The organism is Pantoea sp. alder81 (genome assembly GCF_020179835.1).
GTDB lineage: Bacteria > Pseudomonadota > Gammaproteobacteria > Enterobacterales > Enterobacteriaceae > Pantoea.
Genome location: NZ_JAIUDA010000003.1, coordinates 332,744 through 358,371, shown reverse-complemented (window position 1 = coordinate 358,371; position 25,628 = coordinate 332,744). Strand labels below are relative to the sequence as shown.

Sequence of the window (25,628 nt, the reverse complement as noted above, 5' to 3'; positions counted from 1 at the left end):
TTTTTGACCAAATGTTCTGCTTTTTGCCTGAATTTCCTTCAGCAATCAGCAGGAAAAGCCTGACAGCAGCATTGAAATTCCTAATCAGCCGAAAAATCGGATTTAAGTGAGCTTAACGTACTGATATTAGTTAACAAATAAGGTGGTTGTGGTGGGTTATCCAAAACGTTTTGGAAACCCTCTGCAGAAAGTTCCAGTTTAAGGTTTAGCGGTGTAATGTAAACCAAACGGAAGGCTAAATCCTTTACCAGCGTCGGGGTTAATCATGGCGATGTTGACGCGATTTCAGCCGTGTTTTTCGGAATGGTCTCGCTTATCAGTGAGCTTATTCAAATGCTTTGAAAGTTTATTGTTAAGTATTGTGAAAGTTTGAATGTGATCTTCATCACTTCTCATGAAGTATCCGTTTGTAAGGGTTTTGCTGGCTTTTTCACCATGGAACCGATTCCCTCATGATGGAAGTGCTTGATGTGATTGGCTCTAATAAAGGAACGATGATGACGCAGGTTATAGCTTTACCTCTAACTGTCACGCGATAAGCGATAAAGTTTTGTCCAGGATTGCAGGTAATTAAAATTGTGACCTGAGTGATTGATTAATGCAGGGAACAGGTAAGAGAAAATTGCATGAGTAAGAGTAAAGGGAAAATGGTGCGACGCATTAAAGTGCTGATCGCTAAAGTGCTGCTGACATGGCTGGGAGTTTGGCTGGCCGGGATTGTGATATTTGCGTTTTTACCGGTACCGTTTTCTGCGGTGATGGTGGAGCGTCAGCTGGGTGCCTGGTTCAGCGGCCGGTTCGATTACGTGGCGCACTCCGATTGGGTAAGCATGGATGAGATTTCTCCGTGGATGGCGCTGGCCGTCATTGCCTCTGAGGATCAAAAATTTCCTGAGCACTGGGGTTTTGATGTCGATGCGATTCAAAAAGTGCTGGATAACGATGGCTCTGAACAGATGCGTGGCGCTTCTACGCTGTCGCAGCAGACCGCAAAAAATCTGTTCTTGTGGGATGGTCGCAGCTGGGTACGCAAAGGGCTGGAAGCGGGTTTAACCGTGGGGATCGAAACGGTGTGGACGAAGCGTCGTATCCTGACGGTGTATTTGAATATTGCGGAGTTTGGTAACGGTGTGTTTGGTGTAGAAGAAGCCTCACAGCGATACTTCCACAAGCCGGCCAGTCGGCTGACAATTTCAGAAGCGGCATTGCTGGCGGCGGTATTGCCAAACCCTATTCGCTTCCGTGCAGATGCGCCTTCCGGGTATGTACGGATGCGCCAGCAGTGGATAATGCGCCAGATGCGTCAGCTAGGCGGCGAAGGCTTCCTCGCACGCTATAAACTGCACTAACGGCACTTAGTCTTCGTCAAAGCCGGCTTCAAACAACTCAATCACCGCCGCTAGCGCCTGCACTTCCTGTGGGCCGCTGGCTTCAATCTCAATATGACCGCCTTTCGCGGAGTCGAGCATCAGCAGCGCAATCACGCTGCTGGCTTCGGCTTCTGTACCGGCTTCATTACGCAGCAGCACCTCTGCGTCAAAACTCTGCACCAACTCGAACAGCTTCATCGCCGGGCGCGCATGCATGCCCAGCTTATTACGAATCTCAACGACTTGCTTCACGGTCATGATTTGCGTTTTTCCAGGGTGCGATGACGAGACTGCACATTTTTGCCGCGTGAGCGGAAGTAATCTGCCAGCTGTTCGGCGATATAAACCGAGCGGTGTTTACCACCGGTACAACCAATCGCGACGGTCAGATAGCTACGATTATTGGTTTCCAGCATCGGCAGCCACAGTTCCAGATAGCTGCGCGTCTGATAAATGAAGTTATGCACTTCGGTGTGACGATCGAGGAATGCGGCAACAGGACGATCAAGCCCGGTCATCGGACGCAGCTTAGGATCCCAGTGCGGGTTTGGCAGGAAACGCACATCGAAGACGTAATCGGCATCAATCGGGATGCCGTGTTTGAAGCCGAAAGACTCAAATACCATCGTCAGTTCACGCTCGCGTTTGCCCAACAGGCGCGTGCGCAGCATTTCAGCTAACTCATGAACAGACATTTCGGACGTATCGATGATCAGGTCAGCCCGCGAACGCAAAGGCTCAAGCAGATCGCTCTCTTCATCAATCGCGCTTTCCAGTGACAGGTTCTTGCTGGAGAGCGGATGCAGACGGCGCGTATCACTGTAACGGCGAATCAGCGTGTTGCGATCGGCATCCAGAAACAGTAACTGCGGCGAAAACGAATCGGGCAAATTATTAAGCGCCGTTTCAAACACTTCTGGCGATTCAGGCATATTGCGCACATCAATGCTGACGGCCGCCGAGATATTGCGTTCCGTTAAGGTGTTCGCCAATTCAGGCAAGAGCACCACGGGCAGGTTATCGACACAGTAAAAACCCATGTCTTCCAGGGCACGCAGTGCAACCGATTTTCCTGAGCCTGACCGACCGCTAACGATCATCAGCACCATCACATTTCTCCCGTTTTAAACCGGCGAACACGCCGGTAAATGTGTCTGTCGCTTAAGAGTGTTCTTCCTGAGCTTCTGTGATAATGGCATAGAGCTCTTCATCACTCTGTGCCGCGCGCAAACGGCGGCAGACGGTTTTGTCCGCCAGGCGTTTAGCGACCAGCGACAGCGTATGCAAATGGGTTTTGCACTGGTCTGCGGGCACCAGCAGAGCAAACAGCAGGTCAACCGGTTGGTTGTCCACGGCATCAAAGGCGATCGGCTGGTCGAGGCTGATAAACACGCCGACGGCGCGCAGCGTGTCCTCCTCCAGCTTGCCATGAGGAATGGCAATACCGTTGCCAATGCCAGTACTGCCCATACGTTCACGGGTCAGGATGGCTTCAAAAAGTGTCTGGTGCGGCAGATTGAGCTGCTTCGCTGCCAGCTCGCTGATAATTTCCAGCGCGCGTTTTTTACTCTGGCAGTGTACGCCGCTACGGGTACAGTCCAGTGAGAGGACCGAGCTCAATTCCAGTGTTAGATCGTTGTTCATCATCGTTTCACTTGCGAGTTCACATAGCCGCAAGGTTAACGCCATTCATACTACGATGGCGAGTCTCCCGTTGGCGCTTGCGCAGATGACAAAACGGGGCGGTTTACCCGCCCCATTTGCGCTCTGAGTGCCGAACCGGTCAGCACTCTGCAAGCATGAAGGTTAGTGTTTTTTCAGTTTGTCTTTGTGTTTGGTCAGCTGACGGGAAAGCTTGTCAATTAATCCGTCGATGGCCGCGTACATGTCTTCCGCTTCCCCTGTGGCGTGCAGCTCTCCGCCGTTGACGTGCAGTGTTGCCTCTGCAATCTGCGTCACCTTCTCCACTTTCAGAACAATATAAACCTGATTGATACGATCAAAGTAGTGTTCCAGTTTGGCAAACTTGCTATTTACAAATTCGCGCAGCGGTTCAGTGATTTCAACATTAAGTCCGGTCAGGTTTAGTTGCATAGGTCTTCCTTCTTCGTTCGGTCAAACCAGCTGCTTGCGCTGGTTTGATGGCGGTATCGATAAAGACTCGCGATATTTAGCAACCGTACGTCGCGCCACCATGATGCCCTGATCGGATAACATGGAGGTGAGTTTGCTGTCGCTCAAGGGTTTTGCGGGGTTTTCCGCGGAGATCAATTTCTTCACCAGGGCACGGATCGCCGTGGAAGAGGCTTCACCACCGCCTTCGGTATTCACATGGCTGGAGAAAAAATATTTTAATTCAAAGATGCCACGCGGGCTGTGAAGATACTTTTGCGTGGTCACGCGGGAAATGGTGGATTCATGCATGTCCACGGCCTGAGCGATATCCGCCAGTACCATCGGCCGCATGTACTCCTCGCCCTGTTCGAAGAACGCCTGCTGCTGCTCGACAATACAACGCGTCACTTTGAGCAGTGTGTCGTTGCGGCTCTCGAGGCTTTTAATCAGCCATTTGGCTTCCTGCAAGTTACTGCGAATGAATTGGCTGTCGCTGTCATTACGCGCGGAACCGCCCATTGCGGCATATTGTTGATTGATTTTCAGGCGAGGCAAGCTGTCTGAATTCAGTTCAACGGTCCAGCGCTTACTGGTTTGACGTACCAGCACATCAGGAATCACATACTCAGGTTCACTGGTATTGATCGATTGGCCAGGGCGGGGATCGAGTGACTGAATCAGCAGCATCGCTTCTTTCAGCACGTCTTCCTTTAGGCGAGTGACACGCATCAGGCTACGGAAATCGTGGTTGGCCAGCAGATCCAGATGTTCACTGACGATCAAACGCGCTTCCGTCAGCATTGGTGCATCAGCGGCGTATTGTGAAAGCTGCACCAGCAGGCAATCACGCAAGTCACGTGCGCCGACACCTACGGGATCAAAGCGCTGAACACGCTTCAGCACCGCTTCCACCTCTTCCAGCGTCAACTCTTCATCACCGATGCTGTCGCAGATATCCTGCACGGAGACGGTGAGATATCCCGTGTCGTCAATGGCATCGACAATCGAAGTGGCGATCGCGCGGTCGGTATCGGTGAAAGGGGTGAGTTCCACTTGCCACATCAGGTAATCCTGCAGCGACTGCGTGGTTTCGCCCTGATAGACCGGCAGTTCATCATCCTGGTAATCAGTACCGGTGCCTGAAGGCGTGCCCGCGGTGTAGATTTCATCCCAGGTGGCGTCCAGCGGAAGCTCTTCCGGCATATCTTTTTGTTCGAGTGCTTCTCGTGTATCTAAAGAGTCACTTTCCTGTTGTTCACGTGCGTCGATTTCTTCGTGCAGATCGGTTTGTTCAAGCAGCGGATTGCTTTCCAGCGCCAGTTGCAGTTCTTGCTGGAGTTCAAGCGTAGAGAGTTGCAGCAGACGAATGGCCTGCTGCAACTGTGGGGTCATCGCCAGCTGTTGGCTGAGCCTGAGTTGCAAACCTTGCTTCATAATTCTGCTTGAATTTCCTAAGCAAATGTCGTGGATAACGACACCTTATCAGAGTCTGAACTCTTCGCCCAAATAAACCCGCTTAACCTGCTCATCTGCAAGAATTTCCTCAGGCGTACCATGCGCGATCAGATGTCCCTGGCTCACGATGTAAGCACGTTCGCATACCGCAAGCGTTTCGCGCACGTTGTGATCGGTGATCAGCACGCCAAGACCGCTGTCGCGCAGGTGTTCGATGATCTTTTTGATATCGATCACTGAGATCGGGTCAACACCGGCAAAAGGTTCATCCAGCAGGATAAATTTGGGGTTAGCTGCCAGAGCGCGGGCGATTTCAACACGACGGCGCTCACCACCGGATAGTGCCTGGCCCATGCTGTCACGCAGATGCTCAATGTGGAACTCTTCCATCAACTCATTGGCACGATCCTGACGCTGCTCTTCCGTCAAATCATCGCGGATTTGCAACACCGCCATCAGATTGTCGAACACGCTCAGGCGGCGGAAGATCGACGCTTCCTGCGGCAGATAGCCAATTCCACGGCGCGCTCGCGCGTGCAGCGGCAGAATACTGATGTCTTCATCATCAATCACGATGCGGCCTGCATCGCGCGGCACAATCCCGACAACCATGTAAAACGTGGTGGTCTTGCCGGCACCGTTTGGACCCAGCAGGCCGACAATCTCGCCAGATTTTACCTGCAGGCTGACATCTTCCACCACGCGGCGGCCTTTATAGGCTTTCGCCAGGTTTTCAGCGACTAATGTGGCCATAGCGATCAGTTACTCTTTTTAGGGCTCGTGGACGAGCCGTTTTTGTCCTGCAACTGCGACGGCACCAGCACGGTGGTGACGCGCTTGCTTTCGCCCTGGCTAAACGCCTGCATTTTCTGCTCTTTCACCAGGTAAGTGATGCGATCGCCTTTGATGTTGCTGTCCAGCTGCTGAATGAAGGCATTGCCTGTCAGTTCAACGAAATCGTTCGCCAGTTCGTAATGCAGTTTCGAGGCGTGGCCCTGCACGGGTTTGCCGTTATCCTGCATCTGATAGAAAGTGGCGGGAGCGCCGTAGGCATCGACGATGGTTTTTTTGCTGTCGCCACCCGGACGTGTGACCACCACTTTGTCAGCGGTGATTTTGATTGAACCCTGAGTCACGATGACATTACCGGTAAAGGTCGCCACGTTGCCTTGCAGATCCAACGCCTGATTCACCGAGTCAATGTTTACGGGTTTGTCAGAATCTCCCGTAAGCGCCAGTGCGGGCAGGCTGGTCGCCAGTAAGGTGCTCACCAGCAACAACTTAAGGCTGTTTTTTTTCATTTTGGATTTCATAAGAAGTTTTGACCTTTTCAAGAAGCTGGGCATTTTTGGTTCGTAAATTGCCGCGCATCTTCATGCCAGTGGAATTAAAACTGCGGCCAAATAGGGTGACCTGATCGTCAGATGTCACATCCTGGGTGACCAGATTAACCTGAGCAGTATCGGTAATAATGCGCTCAAGTTGAGAGTCCTGAGTCAGGGTATTCACTTCAACGTGACCATAAAGATACAGCATACGATCTTTGGTCAGCTTTGCCTTATCGGCGCGTATTGTCCAGGTGGGCACTTTGTTTTCATCATACGTGGTCGCAACCGGATTATCGAACCAGCTCACCTCATCTGCCGCAAAGTAAGTCACTTTATCCGAGATCAACTTGTACGCCAGCGCGCCCGTGGGGTTGTACACCACAGAATGGGATTTTTCGCTGGTGTAGGTTGGTTCCTGGGAATTGGTCGCCACCGGCGTTTTGTTGTCATCCTGGTTGGTGAGATTCCAGCCGATCAGCACTACTGCGATCAAGGCCAGAATCAGCGTTATCCAACGCCTGCTCTTACTCATACTGATTGCCCTTTGGCATCCTCAAATTTGTTCTGCGCCATTAAAATCAGATCGCAGAGTTCACGCACCGCACCACGACCACCGGCAATACGAGTCACATAGTGCGCGCGCGGCAGTAATACCGGATGCGCATCGGCAACGGCCACACTCAAGCCTGCTTGCGCCATGACCGGCCAATCGATCAGATCGTCGCCAATATAAGCAACTTGCTCGGCAGATAATGACAGTTTATCCAGGAGTTCACGCCACGCCAAAAGCTTATCTGATTGTCCCTGGTAAAGATGCGTAATACCGAGCGTCTGGCAACGATCTTCCAGCAGCTTGGCTTTACGGCCGGTAATGATAGCCACTTCGATATCAGAGGTGAGTAGGCAGCGAATGCCATAACCATCGCGGACGTTAAAGGCTTTCAGTTCTTCGCCATTGTTGCCCATGTAAATCACGCCGTCAGACATCACACCGTCGACGTCGCAAATTAGCAGGCGAATCTGTGCCGCCCGCGCCATTACATCGGCGCTGACCGGGCCATAGCAGGTATCGATCATTGAGGTTTCAACACTCATTATTAGTTCCTGTTCAAACTACGCCAGCGCGCAGCATGTCATGCATATGTACCACACCGAGCAGACGATCGTCATCGGCGACCAGCACCGCAGTGATGTTTTTGTTTTGCATCAGATTCAGTGCGTCGACGGCCAGCATGTTTGGGCGCACGCGAATTCCGCCGCGCGTCATCACATCCTGAATGCTGGCTGACTGGAAATCGATACCCATATCGAAGATGCGGCGCAAGTCACCATCGGTGAAGATGCCTTCGATTTTCATCAGGTCGTCAACAATCACCGTCAAGCCGAGGTTTTTGCGCGTAATTTCCAGCAGCGCATCACGCAGCGACGCATCGCGACTGACGTGCGGGATCTCATCACCACTGTGCATAATATCGCTGACGTGCAGCAACAGCTTGCGACCCAGTGCGCCACCGGGATGCGAGAGTGCGAAGTCTTCCTGGGTAAAGCCGCGCGCTTCCAGCAGGGCGACAGCCAGCGCATCGCCCATTACCAGCGTGGCGGTGGTGCTGGAAGTCGGAGCCAGACCGAGCGGGCACGCTTCCTGCGGCACCTTCACACATATATGCACGTCAGCGGCACGCCCCATGGCACTCTCCGGACGGCTGGTGAGGCAAATTAACGGCACTTTCTGTCGCTTAAGAACCGGCACCAACGCCAGGATTTCGTTCGATTCGCCGCTATTAGAGATGGCGATCACCACGTCGTTAGGCGTCACCATACCCAGGTCACCATGGCTGGCTTCGCCGGGATGGACAAAGAATGAAGAAGTCCCGGTACTGGCGAACGTCGCCGCCATTTTTGCCCCAATATGACCGGATTTTCCCATGCCCATCACAACCACTTTTCCACGGCAGGCAATGATCATTTCGCAGGCGCGGCTAAAGTCGGCATTAATATACTGATCGAGCTGCTCCAGCCCTTCGCGTTCGATGCGCAGTACCGCTTTACCTGCCTGTTGATAATCAAAATCCGGTTGCTGATGTGACATGGTCAGTCCGTCCTTAATAACTTGTGATGAGCGAAGGGCTGAGCCACAGCCACAGAACCCACGCGATAAATCCCGTTAACAAAAGAGTGCCGGCTACGCGGCCAATCCGGCGTTTGCGTAACAAACAAAGTAGGGCGAACAGCACGCTGACACCCAGCATCACCCAGTAATCTCGTGCGAAAGCGTGTGCATCAATGCTGCCGGGGTGCACCAGCGCGGGCAGGCCCAGCACAATGGCCAGGTTAAAGATATTAGCGCCAATCAGGTTACCGATAGCGATATCGTCTTCACCTTTCAATGCTCCCGCCACTACGGTAGCCAGTTCTGGCAAGCTGGTGCCGACGGCAATTAACGTCAGGCCCATCACCAGTTCGCTAACACCAAAATAGTCGGCAAACACGGTGGCGTTATCGATCACCATTCGCGTCGACATCGGCAGAATAATCAGCGCCACCGCCAGCCACAAAAAGGCCACGGTGTTACCTGTTTCATCGCGTGGTAGTTCAGCCAATTGTTCGCGCGTTAACGTGTCGTTGTTATCCCGCTCCGCACGACGGGCGATGCGGATGACGATCAGCAGGTAGCCGAGGGCAATCAGCAGCAGCGCGATGCCATCAAGTCGACTAAGGTGATTATCAAACAGCATGATGCCGCTCAGCAGTGAGACCAGCAGCATCAGGGGGAGTTCGCGCCGAATCAGATTGGAGTGTACCGTTAATGGGTGCAATAGTGCGGCACCGCCAAGAATAAGCAGAATATTGGTGATGTTTGAGCCAAGCGCGGTGCCGACGGCTAAATCCATTTGCCCATGCTGTGCGGCAGAGAAAGAAACGATTAGTTCGGGTAACGATGTGCCTATGCTGACCACTGTCATGCCGATGATCAGCGGAGGAATGCCGAAGGATCGACACAGGATCGCGGCACTGAAAACCAGACGGTCAGCACCGTAAACCAGTAAAATCAATCCGATAAACAGCAGGGCAGTGGCTACGAACATGAAAAATCCTTGATGGATAGGTGTGTCGGCGAACCTTGTCCGACAGGTAAAAACATTGCGCGCGCGGAAACAGGCGCTGATTTTGACTGTCTGAGAGGCAAAAGTAAATTTTAAGGCCGTTTTCGCCACACCTGACGGGTAAGTTTCTGTAAAACTATCGTGCATTATGGTCTACCAGGCTACCATCCACGACTTTGATTACGCCCGATCCGCATAAAGAGGTAACGATGATCCAGCAAAAAACGAATCTGGTTGAGGTTCGTGGCGTCAGCTTCACTCGCGGAGATCGCGTCATCTTTGATGACATTTCGCTCACCGTGCCAGCGGGTAAAGTGACCGCTATTATGGGGCCATCCGGGATTGGGAAAACCACGCTGTTGCGCCTGATTGGTGGGCAGTTGCAGCCGGATAAAGGTGAAATCTGGTTTCATGACCAGAATATCCCGGCGCTTTCTCGCACTAAATTGTATGAAGTGCGAAAAAAAATGAGCATGTTGTTCCAGTCGGGTGCACTTTTTACCGATCTCAACGTCTTTGATAACGTCGCCTGGCCGCTGCGTGAGCACACGCAATTACCGCCGGAATTACTGCACAGCACGGTGATGATGAAGCTGGAAGCGGTGGGTCTGCGCGGTGCAGCCAAACTGATGCCGGCAGAACTTTCTGGCGGCATGGCGCGCCGTGCGGCGCTGGCGCGCGCTATTGCGCTGGAGCCAGATCTGATCATGTTCGATGAGCCGTTTGTCGGCCAGGATCCGATTACCATGGGCGTGCTGGTGAAATTGATCGACGAACTGAATCACTCGTTAGGCGTGACCTGTATTGTGGTTTCACACGATGTGCCAGAGGTCTTGAGCATTGCTGACCATGCCTATATTGTTGCCGGTCAAAAGATTATTGCTCAGGGCAGTGCGCCGGAGTTGCGGGAAAATCCCGATCCGCGCGTGCGCCAGTTTATTGAGGGTCATGCGGACGGCCCGGTGCCGTTCCGCTTCGCTGCCGGGGATTACCTCAGCGATCTGACTCGTGCAGGGAGAACGTAAACTGATGTTGCTAAAGGCGCTGGCGTCACTTGGACGTCAGGGAATTAATACCTGTGCGGCGTTTGGCCGTGCAGGCTTGATGCTGTTTCATGCGCTGGTGGGTAAACCCGCGTTCCGCCGACACGCCCCCCTGTTGATAAAACAGCTGTACAGCGTGGGCGTGCTGTCGCTGCTGATCATTGTGGTTTCTGGCTTGTTCATCGGTATGGTGCTCGGCCTGCAGGGTTATCTGGTGTTGACCACCTATAGCGCTGAAACCAGTCTTGGTATGTTGGTGGCATTATCGCTGTTGCGTGAACTGGGGCCAGTGGTCACTGCACTGTTGTTTGCAGGACGCGCAGGTTCAGCGCTGACGGCAGAAATTGGTCTGATGAAAGCCACTGAACAGCTTTCCAGCATGGAAATGATGGCGGTCGATCCGTTGCGTCGCGTGGTGTCGCCGCGCTTCTGGGCGGGCTTTATCAGCATGCCGCTGCTCACGTTGATATTTACTGCAGTGGGCATTGCTGGCGGTGCGTTGGTGGGCGTGAGCTGGAAAGGCATTGACCCGGGCTTCTTCTGGTCAGCCATGCAAAATGCCGTGGATTTCCGCACCGATGTCATCAATTGCATGATTAAAAGCGCAGTCTTTGCCGTGACGGTAACCTGGATTGCGCTGTTCAATGGCTATGATGCCATCCCGACCTCGGAAGGGATTAGTCGGGCGACAACGCGTACCGTAGTGCATGCTTCACTGGCGGTACTCGGTTTGGACTTTGTGCTGACAGCACTGATGTTTGGGAATTGATGCAATGCAAAGCAAGAAAAACGAAATCTGGGTAGGCGTCTTTATGCTGGCAGCGCTGTTGGCGCTGTTATTCCTCAGCCTGCGCGTGGCCGATCTCAAGTCACTCGGCACCGAACCGACATGGAAGCTGTATGCCACCTTCGATAATATCGGCGGCCTGAAAGTCAGCTCACCGGTAAAAATTGGTGGTGTGGTGATTGGTCGTGTCACGGATATTTCGCTGGATGATAAAACGCTTTCGCCGCGTGTCACCATGGACATCAGCGATCAGTACACCGACAAAATTCCGGACACCAGCTCGCTGGCGATCCGCACGCAAGGCTTGCTCGGTGAGCAGTTTCTCGCGCTAAATTTAGGCTTCGACGATCCAGAGTTAGGATCATCAATGCTAAAGGATGGCGGTACGCTGCGTGACACCAAATCGGCGATGGTGCTGGAAGATTTGATCGGCCAGTTCCTCTACAAGAGCGGCGACAATAAAAACGATAATCAAAAGCAGGGTGGGGAGAGTGCGCCCGCCCCTGCGGCACCAGCTACAACGGAATAGAGAGGTAAAACACGATGTTTAAGCGTTTCCTGATGATAGCCATGCTGGCGATTGTACCTTTGGCCGCTAACGCCGCGGATCAAAGCGACCCCTATAAACAAATGAACGAAGCGGCGGCAAAAACCTTTACCCGCCTGAAAAACGAGCAACCAAAAATTAAGCAGGATCCGAATTATCTGCGCGAAGTCGTGCGTCAGGAACTGCTGCCGTATGTGCAGATTAAATATGCCGGCGCACTGGTGCTGGGCCGCTATTATCGTGAGGCCACTCCGGCACAGCGTGACGCTTACTTTAGCGCGTTTGGTGATTATCTGGCGCAGGCCTATGGTCAGGCGCTGGCGCTCTACCACGGTCAGACTTATCAGATTCAGCAGCCGCAGCCGATTGGTGACTCGAATATTGTTGCGATTCGCGTAACCATTGTTGATCCAAATGGCCGCCCGCCAGTGCGCCTCGATTTCCAGTGGCGTAAGAACAGCCAGACCGGCAACTGGCAGGCCTATGACATGGTGGCTGAAGGCATCAGTATGATCACCACCAAACAAAATGAGTGGAGCGACTTGCTGCGTACGAAAGGCATTGATGGTCTGACCGCGCAGTTGAAAACGTACGCAGCACAGCCTATCACTCTGGATAAATAGTAAGAATGAGCGAACCGTTACGCTGGCAGCGCAATGCCAGCACGCTATCTTTAAGCGGCATGCTGGATCGAGACACATTGCTGGCATTGTGGCATGAGCGGGAAACCGCGATGTTGGATGTTGCCACCATTGATGTCGGGGCGCTGGATCGCGTGGATTCAGCGGGTCTGGCATTGTTGGTTCATCTGCGTGAGATTGCGCGGGCACAAGGTAGCACGCCGGTTTTCACCGGTATCAACGACAAACTTCAGTCATTAATTACGCTGTATAACCTGCAGCAGATTATTGTTTCTGCGGAAAAAATCGCCTGATTAAGTGTTGATCGATAAAAGCCCCTGATTTTTTCAGGGGCTTTTGCGTATTTAAGAGTCAGACGCTTTCCTCTAAGATATCCGCCTTATTATTATTAAGTGAAGCAAAGAGCGATGGAAAATAGTGAAGTTCAGGCCGTGCTGATGCAGGCGTTACCCTTAGATGAAGTACATGTTCTCAGCAACGACGGCAGCCATTTTCAGGTGATCGCTGTCGGTGAGATGTTTGGTGAGCTGAGCCGTGTGAAAAAACAGCAGGCTGTGTATGCGCCGCTGATGGAATACATCGCGGATAACCGTATTCATGCGGTTTCCATCAAAACTTATACCCCAACCGAGTGGGCGCGCGACCGTAAACTCAACGGTTTCTAAGCGCCTCACAGGTTGTTTTGTTGATAGATAATTGAGAGCCGTTAATGGACAAATTTCGTGTGCAAGGCCCCACCCGTTTAAGTGGTGAAGTGACCATTTCCGGAGCGAAAAATGCTGCGCTGCCAATTCTGTTTGCTGCGCTGCTGGCAGAAGAGCCGGTAGAGATTCAGAACGTGCCGAAGCTGCGTGATATCGATACCACCATGAAGTTGCTGAATTTGCTGGGCGCGCGCGTTGAGCGTAATGGTTCGGTTCACGTTGATGCTCGCGAAGTTAACGTCTTCAGCGCGCCTTATGATCTGGTGAAAACCATGCGTGCTTCGATTTGGGCGCTGGGTCCACTGGTGGCGCGTTTTGGTCAGGGTCAGGTTTCATTGCCAGGCGGCTGCGCCATTGGTGCGCGTCCGGTTGATCTGCACATCACCGGCCTTGAGCAGTTGGGTGCGGAAATTAAACTGGAAGAAGGTTACGTTAAAGCTTCCGTTAATGGCCGTCTGAAAGGCGCGCACATCGTTATGGACAAAGTCAGCGTTGGCGCGACCGTGACCATCATGAGTGCCGCAACGCTTGCTACCGGCACCACCATTATTGAAAACGCCGCGCGTGAGCCGGAAATTGTCGACACGGCAAACTTCCTCAACACGCTGGGCGCAAAAATCAGCGGTGCAGGTACAGATAAAATCACCATCGAAGGCGTTGAACGTCTGGGTGGCGGTGTGTATCGCGTCCTGCCGGACCGTATCGAAACCGGCACCTTCCTGGTCGCTGCTGCGATTTCTCGCGGTAAAGTGGTGTGCCATAAGGCTCAGCCGGATACGCTGGATGCGGTGTTGGCGAAACTGCGTGATGCGGGTGCCGAGATTGAAACCGGTGAAGACTGGATCAGCCTCGACATGCACGGCAAACGCCCTAAAGCCGTGAATATCCGCACTGCGCCACACCCGGGATTCCCAACCGACATGCAGGCACAGTTCACTTTGTTGAACATGGTGGCGGAAGGAACGGGCGTGATCACCGAAACCATCTTTGAAAACCGTTTCATGCACATTCCTGAGCTGATTCGTATGGGCGGGCATGCCGAGATCGAAAGTAACACCGCGATTTGCCACGGTGTTGAGACGCTCTCAGGTGCGCAAGTGATGGCGACCGACCTGCGTGCTTCAGCGAGTCTGGTGTTGGCCGGTTGCATCGCGGAAGGCACCACCATTGTGGATCGTATTTATCATATCGACCGTGGCTACGAGCACATCGAAGATAAACTGAAGGCCATGGGTGCGAATATCGAGCGCGTCAGCGGCGAATAACGCAGACATAACGCTCAATGGAAACCAGTCACGGCAGCGTGGCTGGTTTTTTTTATGTCAAAGATCTGAGATCTCCTGACGATCCTTCGGCGATCGAATGCGCTTTTTGCGATCCAGTAAACGCGCGGTGACAGGATCATAATAGCGAGTTGGCCAGATCTCGGCGGGATGAACGCCGATCGCGTTGGCGATCAACCACTCTCCTTTGGGCCAGGGGCGGGAAAGTGCATTTGATAATGTGGACGAATTCAGCCCCGAATTGCGTGATAACTCAGCCATTGATGTGCCTTTTTTACGCAGTGCTGCAATCACATCTGCGGGATGCCAATCCTGTTTCCTTGCTTTCATAACGTCCTGCTCCTTGTCCATGTTATTGCGTTATCTCTGTCGCAACGTGCGTATCCAATACAGAGATAATAGGAAAAAACAAAAACTTTATAGCAAATAGTTTCCATAAGCTTCCAGTAATTGTTTTGGCGTCGCGTGAAACTGAGCTCTCTTTCGCAAAAGCGCTGCAAGGAATGTAATTGGCAGTCAGGAGAAGGGCAGGGAAGTGAAGCAGGAGAGAAAACGGGTGATGCAGAAGAGTAAACGGGGCTTGATCGCCCCGTTATCGCAATCAGAACTCGCGTTGTACAGACATGTGCGCCAGCGCTTCGAGCGCGCTGCGCCATGGTGATTCGGGTATTTCCTGCAAGGCAGCAATGGCTTTATCCGCCTCTTCTTCGGCGCGTTTGCGCGTCCATTCCAGCGAGCCGGTTTGCTGCATGGCGTCCAGCACCGGTTCCAGCAGATGGCGACCGTTACCTTCTTCAATCGCTTTGCGGATCATCTGAGCTTGCTCTGGCGTGCCGTTATGCATGGCATGCAACAACGGCAGCGTCGGCTTGCCTTCACTGAGATCGTCACCGGTATTCTTACCCAGCGTTTCGCCATCCGCACTGTAATCCAGCAAATCATCAATTAACTGGAAAGCGGTGCCCAGATAGCGACCATAATCCTGCATCGCCTTTTCCTGCGCCGGGGTGGCTTCAGCCAGAATCGCAGAGGCTTGGGAGGCCGCTTCAAACAGGCGCGCGGTTTTGCTGTAGATGACGCGCATGTAGCTTTCTTCAGTGATATCGGGATCGTTGCAGTTCATCAGCTGCAGCACTTCACCTTCCGCAATCACGTTCACCGCTTCCGACATCAGCGCGAGGATCTTTAAGGATCCCATACTGGTCATCATCTGAAACGCGCGAGTGTAGATAAAATCGCCCACCAGCACACTGGCAGCATTACCGAACGCGGCATTGGCAGTGGCTTTGCCACGGCGCATATCGGATTCATCCACCACATCATCGTGCAGCAGTGTCGCCGTATGGATAAATTCGATCAGCGCCGCATTGGTGACATGTAGCGATCCTTGATAATTGAGTGCGCGTGCAGACAGCACCGCGATCATTGGCCGGATACGTTTGCCCCCGCCGCTGATGATGTAATAACCCAACTGATTGATCAGTGAGACCTCTGAATTCAGCTGGTCGAGGATGGTCTGGTTGACGGCCGCCATGTCCTGCGCGGTTAATTCATTAATCTGTTCTAAGTTCATTCGTCTGTTCAGCTTTGACTCGTATTTTGCATGGTAAGCGCTTTTACCCAGCGTGAGTTCAGGTAATCTGTTACTGATTGTACTTGAAAAATCGGGCTGAGAAACGTTTGCATTCGTCCTGCGCTTTTTTTCTGCAAGAGAGTGCAAAGTGCACTTGTCTTCTGCTGGAGATTTGCGTAGAATTCGCGCCCTATTGTGAATATTTATCGCGCCGCCTGATGAATAGAAAGGCATGCGCAGAAGCGGAGTTTTATATGTACGCGGTTTTCCAAAGTGGTGGTAAACAACACCGAGTAAGCGAAGGTCAGACCGTTCGCTTGGAAAAGCTGGACATCGCAACCGGCGAAACCATTGAGTTCGACCAGGTTCTGATGATTGCAAATGGCGAAGACGTGCAAATCGGCGCGCCACTGGTATCAGGCGGTGTGATCAAGGCAGAAGTTGTTGCTCACGGTCGTGGCGAGAAAGTTAAGATTGTTAAGTTTCGTCGTCGTAAACACTACCGTAAGCAAGCTGGTCACCGTCAGTGGTTCACTGATGTGAAAATCACTGTGATCGGCGCGTAAGAGGAGATCTGACAAATGGCACATAAAAAGGCTGGTGGCTCGACTCGTAACGGTCGCGACTCCAATGCAAAACGTCTGGGTGTTAAGCGTTTCGGTGGTGAATCTGTTCTGGCAGGTAGCATCATCGTTCGTCAGCGTGGCACCAAATTCCACGCAGGTACCAACGTAGGTTGTGGTCGTGACCATACCCTGTTTGCTACCGCAGACGGCAAAGTACAATTCGAAGTTAAAGGTCCTAACAACCGTAAGTACATCAGCATCGTTGCTGAGTAAGGTTGCTGTGACGCAGACGGTCAACGTCTGAACACACGAATTGAAGGCCCCGCAGCTTTGCGGGGCTTTTTACATTCTGCCGCAGGTTGCGGGCTCCCCTCTGACCAAAATGCGCAGTTTGCTGTACAATTTATGTACACCTGGCTTTGCCAATCCTGTATTATCCGCCGCCGGTCAGCGCAGAAGACCCTGGCGGACCCGTTTGCTGTGCTTTAGTCGCCGCGAACGATAGCGTGACGGAGAAATAAAATGAAGTTTGTAGATGAAGCGACGATCCTTGCGGTCGCAGGCGATGGCGGTAATGGTTGCGTTAGCTTCCGCCGCGAAAAATATATTCCACGTGGCGGCCCGGATGGTGGCGACGGCGGCGACGGCGGCGACGTTTATCTGATCGCTGACGAAAACCTGAATACCTTGATCGATTATCGCTTCGAGAAATCTTTCCGTGCTGAGCGTGGCCAGAATGGTCAAAGCCGTGATTGCACCGGCAAGCGCGGTAAAGACATCGTAGTAAAAGTCCCGGTCGGTACGCGTGTGATTGACCAGGGCACTGGCGAGACGCTCGGTGATATGACGCGCCATGAGCAGAAACTGATGGTGTCCAAAGGCGGTTGGCACGGCCTGGGCAACACTCGTTTTAAATCTTCGGTTAACCGTTCTCCACGTCAGAAGACCATGGGTACGCCGGGTGAGAAACGCGACCTGCAGCTGGAGCTGATGCTGCTGGCTGATGTCGGTATGCTCGGCTTACCGAATGCCGGTAAATCGACCTTTATTCGTTCCGTGTCTGCGGCTAAACCAAAAGTGGCGGATTATCCGTTTACCACCCTGGTACCAAGCCTTGGCGTGGTGCGCATGGACAACGAAAAGAGCTTTGTCGTCGCGGATATCCCAGGTCTGATTGAAGGCGCAGCGGATGGTGCCGGTTTGGGGATTCGCTTCCTGAAGCACCTTGAGCGTTGCCGCGTGCTGTTGCACCTGATCGACCTTGCGCCGATCGATGAATCCGATCCGGTAGAGAACGCCCGCATCATACTGGGTGAGCTGGAAAAATACAGCGAAAAGCTGTTCCAGAAGCCACGCTGGTTGGTGTTTAACAAATGTGACTTACTGAGCCGTGAAGAAGCAGAAAGCCGCGCTAAAGCGGTTGTGGAAGCATTGGGCTGGGAAGAGAAGCACTACCTGATTTCTGCGGCAAGCCATGATGGCGTGAAAGACCTTTGCTGGGACGTGATGAGCTTTATTATCGCGAACCCTAAAGAGGCTGAAGAAGAAGCGAAAGAGCCGGAGAAAGTGGCCTTTATGTGGGATGACTACCACCGCGAAGCTTTGGAAACCGCGCAGGAAGTGGAAGAAGACGACGATTGGGATGACGACTGGGATGAAGAAGACGACGAAGGCGTCGAGATCATTTACCAGCGTTAATCGCAAAAGAGAAAGCGGCCAATTGGCCGCTTTTTTTATGGCTGCTGATTGCCCATTTTCACTTCCTGGTGAAAGGGCATTATGTTCAGCAATCGGGCTTGATCACTCCTCCCGCTGTAACACGGGGAGGGGGCAGTTGCTGGAAATTACCCCAGCACCGCTACGGTCAATCGTGATGTGCAACACAGCTGGTTGCGTCCATTGCGAATCTCGATCTCCCAGCTCTGGTTGCGTGCGCCAAGATGCAGAGGCCGGCAGATGCCGCGCACTTCGCCGCTGCTTACTGCGCGATGATGGCTCGCGCTCACCTCAATACCGACGACGCTTTTTCCTTCTTCCACGCTCAGATAGCCGGCAATCGATCCCATCGATTCCGCCAGCACCACCGACGCGCCGCCGTGCAGCAGGCCAAAGGGCTGCTGCGTGCGCGCATCCACCGGCATGGTCGCCTCAAGGTAATCGTCGCCGATCACCGTGAACACGATGCCGACGTGCGACACCAGCGAGTTGTCACCGAGGGAATTTAAGGTTGCAAGATCAACCGATCGTTTCCAGATTGCCATGTCAGGATCCCAGCGTTGCGCCACCGTCGACCACAATATCCTGCAGCACCACGTGGCTGGCAAGATCCGAGGCGAGGAACAGGACGTTGTTCACGATCTCTTGCGGTTTAGCGATCTTACGCAGTGGGATCCCCAACTTGTACTGATCCGGGAAGCCGTTGATCATCTCCTGCTCCGCTTCCGGTGTATGCCATAAGCTGCGTTGCATATCGGTATCGGTTGAGCCTGGTGAGACGATGTTGCAGCGCACGCCCAGCGGCGCCATTTCCAGGCCGACGGTCAGACATAGGCTGCGCAGTGCGGCTTTGGAAGCACCATAAGCAGACATGCCGAGACGTGGCGCGTGTGCCGCGTTAGAAGCGATAGTCACAATCGCGCCAGCACGCTGCTGGCGGAATACCGGCAGCGTTTGCTGGAACATATTGAATGCGCCACCGGCGTTCACTGCCAGACACGCCTGCCAGTCTTCAAACGAGAGTGCTTCAGTGCTGCCGACGCGCAAAATCCCGGCGCCGTTGACCAGCACATCCAGACGCGGCTGCTCTGTCAGCAGACGCTGACACACTGCTTTTACTTCCGCTGCGTTGGCAACATCCAGAACCTGAGTGGCAAACGGGTAGTCGGCCTGATCAAAACGCAGATCGAAGCCGATCACCTGTGCGCCGGCCTGATGGAATGCCAGTGCTGTGTGATAACCAATGCCTTTACCTGCGCCGGTTACCCAGACGATTTTTCCGCTAAAGTCGAAAGAAGCACTCATTTGGCAGGCGTCCGTGACAGCAGTGCCCACCAGCCATCAATGCTAGGATTTTTTGCCAGGCTAACGAAATCGATATCGTTGTGCACCTGACGCCAGCGTGCGGCCAGGGCCATTACGCGCACGGAATCCAAACCGTAGTCGATTAGGTTTTCATCATCTTCCGGCACATCATCATCTTCCAGCAGCGGCAGAATCAGCGCACGCAGATCGTCTTTGCTCAGCGGCAGCGGCATCAGATCGGCGGTCATCACTACTTTGCCGCTGCGGCCAGCAGTGTAGGTCAGTGCCATCATGTGCTCTTCACGGCTGAAGTCGGCCAGCGCATCCGCCACCATAAACGGCTGGATATTACGCATAAAAGCGTCAGTGGCGGTGGTCAGGCAGCCGATATGAGCATAAACGCCGGTGATAATCAGCTGATCGCGGCCCATCTCTTGCAGGATCGATTCCAGCGGTGAGCGGACAAAGGCGCTGTAACGCCATTTGGTTAACACCTGATCGTCCTGATCCGGCGCCAGTGCATCTACGATCTTCTGTTGATCCGGATGCTTATTCAGGCCCGGTCCCCACATGTCGTTGAGCAGTGCGCGATCGGCATCGCTCTGCTCGTTAGGCTGTGCGGTGTAAAACACCGGAATGCCCTGTGCTTTGCAGTAGGCGCGCAGGCGGGCAATGTTCTCCACAACCTGATCAATCAGCGGACTGTTCTCGCCCCAGAAATTCAGGAAATAAGCCTGCATATCATGGATCAGCAGGGCAGCACGCTGTGGCTCTACGGTCCATTTGACCTTGTTGGTCGGCAGTTCAGTGGCGGCAGGCAGCGCGTAAGAATTCAGTTTTGGAATAGCCATTACAATCTCCGGAACAGGTTCAGGCTTGCGTTTGTTGGTCAGCAAGCTGTTGGCGTAAACGTTTTTTGTCCACCTTGCCAACCGGGGTCAGCGGCAGGGCGTCTACGCAGGTAATACGATCGGGTAATTTAAACTCGGCAACACCGAGATCGCGCAGATGGCGACGCAGAGCCACCGCTTTGATCGGCTGGCTGGCGACAATAAAGGCGCAGCTCTTCTCACCCATCAGTTCGTCATTCATCGACACCAGCGCGGCATGAATCACATCCGGGTGGCGTTGCAACAGGTTCTCGATCTCTTCTGCGGCGATCTTCTCGCCGCCACGGTTGATCTGATCCTTCTCGCGGCCCTGCACGGTGATGTAACCCTGCGGGTTGATCTCAATCAGATCGCCGGAGCAGTAGAAGCCGTTGGCATCAAAGCTGGCAGCATTGTGTTCCGGGCTTTTGTAGTAGCCACGGAAGGTGTAAGGGCCGCGTGTCATGAGGCGACCCACCGTGCCGTGCGGCAGCGCATTGCCGTGTTCATCTGCCACCCAGACTTCGTCATCGTCAGAAATCGGTCGGCCTTGTGTGGTCAGAACGATTTTCTCGTCATCACCGAAGCGGGTGTAGTTCACCAGACCTTCGGCCATGCCAAACACCTGCTGCAGCTGGCAGCCAATTTCGCTCTGGATGCGTGCAGCCAGCGTTTCGCCTAGCTTAGCGCCACCGACCTGAATACGCAGCAGTGAAGCCAGTTGCTTGTTGCTGCCCCATTCCTGAATCGCTTGCAGCCACAGGCTCACCGCGGGCGGCACCAGACCGGTATCGGTAACCTGATGCTTCTCGATCAGCGGGAAGCAGAGCGTAGCGCTGGGATCGGCAGCGAGAATCACCTGGCCACCGGCATAAAACACGCCGAGTGAACCCGGTGAGCTCATGGCGAAGTTATGCGGTGCGGGCAGGGCGATCAGATAACGCGTGTCAGCAGTGACTTCACAGATCTCATCGCTGGCGCGAATACTGTAGTAGTAATCGTTGTGCGTGCGCGGAATCAGCTTTGGCGTCCCGGTGCTGCCACCAGAGAGCTGGAAAAACGCCACTTCATCAGCGGCGGTCGGCGTGGGCTGATAATCGCCTGACGCTTCCGCCATCAGGGCTTCGAGGGTGTTTTCTTTATCACCGTCATTGCGCAGGATGATCTGCTGTAGTGACGGTTGAGCGGCACAGAGGGCGCCGATAAAGGTGTCATCGGCAAACAGCGCGTGATGGCGATCTGCAATCAGCAGCTTAGGCTCAATCTGCACGGCATAGGCGGTCAGCTCCGTGCGCTGATGGCTATACAGCGCGAAGACGGACGCCACGCCCAGTTTAAACAGCGCGAACACCGTAACGTAAAACTCCGCCACGTTGCCAAGCTGTACTAGCGCGGTATCGCCCTGTTGCAGGCCACGGCGCTGCAAGGCCGCCGCGAGATTGTCGGTTAACCGATCCAACTCGCGATAGCTGATGTGGCGATCGCCGTCGATGACTGCAATCGCCTCATTCTCTTTATGGCGCGCCAGGATATCGGTCATTGGCACATCGAGCCAATAGCCTTTTTCACGGTAGCGCGCGGCCAAATCTTCTGGCCAACGTGTGTAGGGAATGCTCATGTTCTTTCCTTTATTGCAGTCCAAAAGCGCGCAACATGGTATCCAGCTTCACGCCGGTTTCGCGCCATTCTGATTCAGGTTGGGAGTCGGCCACAATGCCTGCACCCGCAAACAGTCGCACGCGTGAGCCTTGTACGGTGCCGCAACGAATCGTCACCACCCATTCGCCGTTGCCTTCACTGTCACACCAGCCAACAATACCGCCAAATAATTGACGATCAAAAGGCTCTAACTGCTGAATCAGCTGCTGAGCACGCTGGTGCGGGAAGCCACTTAATGCCGGGGTAGGATGCAGCAGGCAAGCCAGCGACAAGGCGTTCTCGCGATCATCCTGTACTTCACCATCGATTTGCGTCGCGAGGTGCCATAAGGTCGCCGTGGTGATCAACGAGGGTACGGTCGGTACCGACAGCAGGCGACTGCGCGGTTGCAGTGTTTCGCGCATCGCATCCGTGACCAGCTGGTGTTCATGACGATCTTTGCTGGAATCCATCAGCGTATTGCCCGCCGCCTGGTCCTGCTGGCTGTCGTGGTGATCACGACGCGCTGAGCCCGCCAGGGGGCATGAACTAAAGTCGCGCCCCTGTTTACGCAGCATCAATTCCGGGCTGGCACCCACCAGTGCGCCGCCTTGTGGCAGCGGCAGATGGAAGTGATAGCTATTCGGGTTCTGCGCAATCACGCGTTGCATCAGCGCGGCAGTATCTACAGGCTGCTCGGTGACGATGTCCATCAGGCGCGACAGCACCACTTTATCGAGGTCACCACGCTGCGTAGCCGCCACTGCATCGGCCACCATTTGGGTAAAGACGTCGTGATCCGGCACAGCCATGCGACGACGTACCTGCGGCAGTTCGCTTGAAGCTGCGGGCAGCGCATTTTGTAGATCGGCACGATGAAAAGTTTGATAAGTTTCAGGGATAAACAGGGCCGCAGGCTGACTAACGTCGAAGGGAATCGCACCGACCAGGATCGGATTCTCAATGCCTTGTTGTTTTGCCGCCGCGAAATGTTGACGCAGTTGAAGTTGAAAATCACCCTGCAACGATGCAGCGTCTGCCACAGAGGTGGTTATCGTGGTATAGCAGCCCTGAGTCGCGAGGCTACGCCACGGCGAGGTAAAGAGGAAACCACGGCATAACGCAGAAAAATCCTCTAATAAGGCATTTTCAAACATGGATGATTCCACCATAATTTTCACCTATAAATGATAAGATTATTAAGAATGATTATCATTTTTATTATGGGGCAGTAACCTACGTCGATTGAATAAGAGAGTCAATCCATTCGCGGGATTTCCCGCATGATTAGGCGTAATCGGAAGGTGACGCCAGGCCGTGCAATAAGCTAAAAGGTGGACCAGAACTTATGAATAAATGCGGTTTATTGGGTCTGACAGCCCTGTTGTTTATTTTCCAGACTTTCACAGGGCTCGCACAGGCAGAACAGGGTTGGCCGCGCACGGTACAAGGGGCAAATGGTTCAATTACCTTAAACAAAGCCCCGCAGCGCATTGTCTCGACCAGCGTAACCTTAACCGGATCGCTGCTGGCGATTGATGCACCGGTTGTGGCATCGGGCGCGACAGCACCGAACAGTCGCCTGGCCGACGATCAAGGGTTCTTCCGTCAGTGGGGCGATGTCGCAAAACAGCGTCAGCTTAAACGTCTTTATATTGGCGAGCCGAGTGCAGAAGCGGTGGCGGCAGAAGCGCCGGATTTGATTTTGGTGAGCGCCACGGGGAATGACTCAGCTATCAAACTGGCCAGCCAGCTTTCCGCCATTGCGCCAACGCTGGTGGTCAATTACGACGACAAAAGCTGGCAGGATGTAGTGACGTTGCTCGGCCAGGCAACCGGCCACGAAGCGCAGGCGGCACAGCGTGTGAAAGCTTTTGACGATCGTGAAGCGGCGTTGAAGAAAGCCATCACTCTGCCGCCGCAGCCGGTTTCAGCGATGGTGTGGAACGGTGATGGGCGTGCCGTCAACGTGTGGACCACGGAGTCAGCGCAGGGAAAATTGCTGGAGCAGCTTGGCTTTACGCTCGCCACGCCGCCTGCCAGCGTGCAGCAGGGCCACAGCATGGGACAGCGTAAGGACATTATTCAGCTGTCGGGTGAGAACGTTGCGAGCGGTTTAACCGGTAAAACCTTCCTGCTGTTTGCGGCTGACGATAAAACTACGCACTCGGTGATCGGCAATCCGTTCCTCGCGCAAAACGCGGCGGTCAAGGATAAGCAGGTGTTCCCGCTTGGCGTTGATTCGTTCCGTCTGGATTACTACAGCGCCAGCAATCTGCTGGCGCGTCTGGAAAAGCTGTTCGTTAAATCATGATGCCTGCTCCGCCAGCTCAGGGGCTGGCGGCGCATAACGACGTAAACGGCCCATCACGCACCACATCACCATGCCCAACAGCGCTGCCGCAAAACCAAACGCGGCGGCGGCCTGTGGCGGCAATAACCACGATCCCATGGCACCAATCATCGCCGCACCAATCGCATCCCCGGTGACATTTTGCGCGGTCCACAAGCCGTTGATGCGGCCTAGCAGATGGTCAGGCGTCAGCAGTTGAATCATCGCGTACTGCACGAGACTGTTAATGGCGCTGAAATAGCCAAATGCCACCAGACACAGCAGCGCCAGCGGCAGGTTGGGCATCAGACTGAATAATCCCAGCGCGATAAAGGCGGCCACCGCACTGCCCAGCACCAGCTGTCCCGGTCGGGCTGCATGCTTCAGTTTACCGCTGGTAAACGCACCTATTGCGGCACCGAGCGGCACAGCTGCGTAAAGCATACCAAGCTGGTTAGCACTCACTGACCAATGTGGTGCGAGAGCGGGATAGAGCACGCGAATCGCGCTGGCTAAAGTGACCAGCGCGCCTATCAGTGCCACCATACCGACAATCGGGCTGGCAAACAGGAACTGCACTCCGGCGGCCAGCGACTTCAGCGGATGTTCACGCGGCTGAGGCGGTGGCGGCAGTTGCGGTAATTTCAGCAGCGTCAGCACGGTAATCAGCGTGCCAAACGCGGTTAGACCGTAGTTCCACACCACGCTACCGTGCGCAATCACCAGTCCTGCGATGGCCGGCGAGAGGATGGAACCAAAGCGCACCGTCAGCATGGTGATCGCCCCAGCCTGCATAATGTTTTCGCGACCGACCAGCGCTGGCGTTGCGGCAAGCAGCGCGGTGACGCCAATCGCGCCAAAGAAGCCATCCCAGAATCCCAGCAGATACACCGCGATGAGCGAGGGATGTGGCAGCGCGGCATTGATTGCCAGCGCAATAAAGCCCAATCCACAGGTCGAGCGGGCAATCAGAATCAGTTTTTTGCGTTCGTAGCGATCGGCTAGCACGCCGCCGGTCAGCAGACCGATAAACATACCTGATGCGGCAAGGGTGACCGCCAATCCCACCAGCAGCGGGGATTGTGTCATCTGCTGAATCTGCACCGGCACCGCCACGGCCAGCATACCGAGCGCGACAATCGAGATGAAACGGGCAATAAATACCGCGCGGAACGCCGCATGGGTTTTCAGCAGTGAGAGATCGATAAAGTGGGAAGATTTGTTCATTTGTTCGCCTTTTTGCACCAATTTT

General features: G+C 53.9%; 31 protein-coding genes. 12 read left to right on the top strand and 19 right to left on the bottom strand.

Going from position 1 to position 25,628, the window contains the following annotated elements:
• Window positions 1–626 precede the first annotated feature (626 nt).
• Window positions 627–1,349, top strand: coding sequence for a monofunctional biosynthetic peptidoglycan transglycosylase (mtgA, locus tag LBW88_RS11215; RefSeq protein WP_224932299.1), 723 nt, complete (start codon window positions 627–629; stop codon window positions 1,347–1,349).
• A 6-nt stretch (window positions 1,350–1,355) separates the two neighbouring features.
• Here the strand turns inward: mtgA and npr are convergent, their stop codons facing one another.
• The 11 genes from npr to LBW88_RS11160 form a co-directional block, all read right to left on the bottom strand.
• Complete coding sequence (npr, locus tag LBW88_RS11210; protein ID WP_200576271.1) at window positions 1,356–1,628, bottom strand: PTS phosphocarrier protein NPr; 273 nt, start codon at window positions 1,626–1,628, stop codon at window positions 1,356–1,358.
• On the bottom strand, window positions 1,625–2,479 hold the full coding sequence (rapZ, locus tag LBW88_RS11205; RefSeq protein ID WP_034826630.1) for an RNase adapter RapZ: 855 nt from the start codon (window positions 2,477–2,479) through the stop codon (window positions 1,625–1,627). The genes npr and rapZ overlap by 4 nt, the downstream gene beginning before the upstream one ends.
• Window positions 2,480–2,531: 52 nt before the next feature.
• On the bottom strand, window positions 2,532–3,014 hold the full coding sequence (ptsN, locus tag LBW88_RS11200; RefSeq protein WP_176505766.1) for a PTS IIA-like nitrogen regulatory protein PtsN: 483 nt from the start codon (window positions 3,012–3,014) through the stop codon (window positions 2,532–2,534).
• A gap of 162 nt (window positions 3,015–3,176) precedes the next feature.
• Window positions 3,177–3,464, bottom strand: a complete 288-nt coding sequence (gene hpf, locus LBW88_RS11195; RefSeq protein ID WP_034826627.1) for a ribosome hibernation promoting factor — start codon at window positions 3,462–3,464, stop codon at window positions 3,177–3,179.
• 21 nt (window positions 3,465–3,485) lie between these two features.
• Window positions 3,486–4,919: an RNA polymerase factor sigma-54 gene (gene rpoN, locus LBW88_RS11190; protein WP_224932300.1), complete on the bottom strand. Its 1,434-nt coding sequence runs from the start codon at window positions 4,917–4,919 to the stop codon at window positions 3,486–3,488.
• Between the two features lie 48 nt (window positions 4,920–4,967).
• Window positions 4,968–5,693, bottom strand: a complete 726-nt coding sequence (gene lptB / locus LBW88_RS11185; RefSeq protein ID WP_100704403.1) for an LPS export ABC transporter ATP-binding protein — start codon at window positions 5,691–5,693, stop codon at window positions 4,968–4,970.
• A gap of 5 nt (window positions 5,694–5,698) precedes the next feature.
• Complete coding sequence (lptA, locus tag LBW88_RS11180) at window positions 5,699–6,253, bottom strand: lipopolysaccharide ABC transporter substrate-binding protein LptA (protein ID WP_224932301.1); 555 nt, start codon at window positions 6,251–6,253, stop codon at window positions 5,699–5,701.
• Window positions 6,222–6,800: an LPS export ABC transporter periplasmic protein LptC gene (gene lptC, locus LBW88_RS11175; protein WP_224932302.1), complete on the bottom strand. Its 579-nt coding sequence runs from the start codon at window positions 6,798–6,800 to the stop codon at window positions 6,222–6,224. Before lptC ends, lptA begins: the two co-directional genes overlap by 32 nt.
• Window positions 6,797–7,363 (bottom strand): 3-deoxy-manno-octulosonate-8-phosphatase KdsC, encoded by a 567-nt coding sequence (kdsC, locus tag LBW88_RS11170; protein ID WP_224932303.1) that lies wholly within the window; start codon window positions 7,361–7,363, stop codon window positions 6,797–6,799. Before kdsC ends, lptC begins: the two co-directional genes overlap by 4 nt.
• Before the next feature lie 13 nt (window positions 7,364–7,376).
• Window positions 7,377–8,357: an arabinose-5-phosphate isomerase KdsD gene (kdsD, locus tag LBW88_RS11165; RefSeq protein ID WP_224932304.1), complete on the bottom strand. Its 981-nt coding sequence runs from the start codon at window positions 8,355–8,357 to the stop codon at window positions 7,377–7,379.
• A 13-nt stretch (window positions 8,358–8,370) separates the two neighbouring features.
• Window positions 8,371–9,354: a calcium/sodium antiporter gene (locus LBW88_RS11160; RefSeq protein ID WP_224932305.1), complete on the bottom strand. Its 984-nt coding sequence runs from the start codon at window positions 9,352–9,354 to the stop codon at window positions 8,371–8,373.
• Between the two features lie 227 nt (window positions 9,355–9,581).
• On the opposite strand from LBW88_RS11160, the gene mlaF reads away from it, so the two are divergent.
• From mlaF to murA, 7 genes are all read left to right on the top strand, one after another.
• Window positions 9,582–10,397, top strand: coding sequence for a phospholipid ABC transporter ATP-binding protein MlaF (gene mlaF / locus LBW88_RS11155; protein WP_224932306.1), 816 nt, complete (start codon window positions 9,582–9,584; stop codon window positions 10,395–10,397).
• A 4-nt stretch (window positions 10,398–10,401) separates the two neighbouring features.
• Window positions 10,402–11,184: a lipid asymmetry maintenance ABC transporter permease subunit MlaE gene (gene mlaE, locus LBW88_RS11150; RefSeq protein WP_224932307.1), complete on the top strand. Its 783-nt coding sequence runs from the start codon at window positions 10,402–10,404 to the stop codon at window positions 11,182–11,184.
• A gap of 4 nt (window positions 11,185–11,188) precedes the next feature.
• A complete protein-coding gene (gene mlaD, locus LBW88_RS11145) occupies window positions 11,189–11,731 on the top strand; it encodes an outer membrane lipid asymmetry maintenance protein MlaD (RefSeq protein WP_224932308.1) in 543 nt (180 codons plus the stop codon).
• A gap of 14 nt (window positions 11,732–11,745) precedes the next feature.
• Window positions 11,746–12,372 (top strand): phospholipid-binding protein MlaC, encoded by a 627-nt coding sequence (gene mlaC, locus LBW88_RS11140; protein ID WP_224932309.1) that lies wholly within the window; start codon window positions 11,746–11,748, stop codon window positions 12,370–12,372.
• Between the two features lie 5 nt (window positions 12,373–12,377).
• Window positions 12,378–12,683, top strand: a complete 306-nt coding sequence (mlaB, locus tag LBW88_RS11135; RefSeq protein WP_224932310.1) for a lipid asymmetry maintenance protein MlaB — start codon at window positions 12,378–12,380, stop codon at window positions 12,681–12,683.
• A 114-nt stretch (window positions 12,684–12,797) separates the two neighbouring features.
• Window positions 12,798–13,055 (top strand): BolA family iron metabolism protein IbaG, encoded by a 258-nt coding sequence (gene ibaG / locus LBW88_RS11130; RefSeq protein WP_034826599.1) that lies wholly within the window; start codon window positions 12,798–12,800, stop codon window positions 13,053–13,055.
• A 44-nt stretch (window positions 13,056–13,099) separates the two neighbouring features.
• Entirely contained in the window at window positions 13,100–14,359 is a 1,260-nt protein-coding gene (gene murA, locus LBW88_RS11125; protein WP_200576303.1) for a UDP-N-acetylglucosamine 1-carboxyvinyltransferase, read from the top strand.
• A gap of 57 nt (window positions 14,360–14,416) precedes the next feature.
• On the opposite strand, the gene LBW88_RS11120 is transcribed toward murA, so the two are convergent.
• Window positions 14,417–14,707 carry a helix-turn-helix domain-containing protein gene (locus LBW88_RS11120; protein ID WP_224932311.1) on the bottom strand — a complete coding sequence of 97 codons (291 nt, stop codon included), beginning with the start codon at window positions 14,705–14,707 and terminating at the stop codon, window positions 14,417–14,419.
• A 271-nt stretch (window positions 14,708–14,978) separates the two neighbouring features.
• On the bottom strand, window positions 14,979–15,950 hold the full coding sequence (gene ispB, locus LBW88_RS11115; protein ID WP_224932312.1) for an octaprenyl diphosphate synthase: 972 nt from the start codon (window positions 15,948–15,950) through the stop codon (window positions 14,979–14,981).
• Window positions 15,951–16,204: 254 nt separating this feature from the next.
• Between ispB and rplU the strand changes: the two genes are divergently transcribed.
• The 3 genes from rplU to cgtA all read left to right on the top strand — a co-directional run bounded on the left by rplU (window position 16,205) and on the right by cgtA (window position 18,214).
• Window positions 16,205–16,516 carry a 50S ribosomal protein L21 gene (rplU, locus tag LBW88_RS11110; RefSeq protein WP_034826596.1) on the top strand — a complete coding sequence of 104 codons (312 nt, stop codon included), beginning with the start codon at window positions 16,205–16,207 and terminating at the stop codon, window positions 16,514–16,516.
• 15 nt (window positions 16,517–16,531) lie between these two features.
• Complete coding sequence (gene rpmA / locus LBW88_RS11105; RefSeq protein WP_003851093.1) at window positions 16,532–16,789, top strand: 50S ribosomal protein L27; 258 nt, start codon at window positions 16,532–16,534, stop codon at window positions 16,787–16,789.
• Between the two features lie 249 nt (window positions 16,790–17,038).
• Window positions 17,039–18,214 carry an Obg family GTPase CgtA gene (gene cgtA, locus LBW88_RS11100; RefSeq protein ID WP_224932313.1) on the top strand — a complete coding sequence of 392 codons (1,176 nt, stop codon included), beginning with the start codon at window positions 17,039–17,041 and terminating at the stop codon, window positions 18,212–18,214.
• 146 nt (window positions 18,215–18,360) lie between these two features.
• Here the strand turns inward: cgtA and LBW88_RS11095 are convergent, their stop codons facing one another.
• Genes LBW88_RS11095 through LBW88_RS11075 form a run of 5 tightly spaced genes read right to left on the bottom strand, consistent with a single transcriptional unit; the run spans window position 18,361 to window position 23,216 of the window.
• Window positions 18,361–18,777 carry a hotdog fold thioesterase gene (locus LBW88_RS11095; protein WP_224932314.1) on the bottom strand — a complete coding sequence of 139 codons (417 nt, stop codon included), beginning with the start codon at window positions 18,775–18,777 and terminating at the stop codon, window positions 18,361–18,363.
• Between the two features lies 1 nt (window position 18,778).
• Window positions 18,779–19,537 carry a 2,3-dihydro-2,3-dihydroxybenzoate dehydrogenase gene (dhbA, locus tag LBW88_RS11090; protein WP_224932315.1) on the bottom strand — a complete coding sequence of 253 codons (759 nt, stop codon included), beginning with the start codon at window positions 19,535–19,537 and terminating at the stop codon, window positions 18,779–18,781.
• Entirely contained in the window at window positions 19,534–20,388 is an 855-nt protein-coding gene (locus LBW88_RS11085; RefSeq protein WP_034826585.1) for an isochorismatase family protein, read from the bottom strand. Before LBW88_RS11085 ends, dhbA begins: the two co-directional genes overlap by 4 nt.
• A 19-nt stretch (window positions 20,389–20,407) precedes the next feature.
• Window positions 20,408–22,024 (bottom strand): (2,3-dihydroxybenzoyl)adenylate synthase, encoded by a 1,617-nt coding sequence (locus tag LBW88_RS11080; RefSeq protein ID WP_224932316.1) that lies wholly within the window; start codon window positions 22,022–22,024, stop codon window positions 20,408–20,410.
• A gap of 10 nt (window positions 22,025–22,034) precedes the next feature.
• On the bottom strand, window positions 22,035–23,216 hold the full coding sequence (locus tag LBW88_RS11075; RefSeq protein ID WP_224932317.1) for an isochorismate synthase: 1,182 nt from the start codon (window positions 23,214–23,216) through the stop codon (window positions 22,035–22,037).
• A gap of 176 nt (window positions 23,217–23,392) precedes the next feature.
• Between LBW88_RS11075 and fepB the strand changes: the two genes are divergently transcribed.
• Window positions 23,393–24,358 (top strand): Fe2+-enterobactin ABC transporter substrate-binding protein, encoded by a 966-nt coding sequence (gene fepB / locus LBW88_RS11070; RefSeq protein WP_224932318.1) that lies wholly within the window; start codon window positions 23,393–23,395, stop codon window positions 24,356–24,358.
• Here fepB and entS read toward each other — a convergent pair.
• Window positions 24,353–25,603, bottom strand: a complete 1,251-nt coding sequence (gene entS, locus LBW88_RS11065) for an enterobactin transporter EntS (RefSeq protein ID WP_224932319.1) — start codon at window positions 25,601–25,603, stop codon at window positions 24,353–24,355. The two genes, fepB and entS, sit on opposite strands and share 6 nt — an antisense overlap.
• Between the last annotated feature and the right edge of the window lie 25 nt (window positions 25,604–25,628).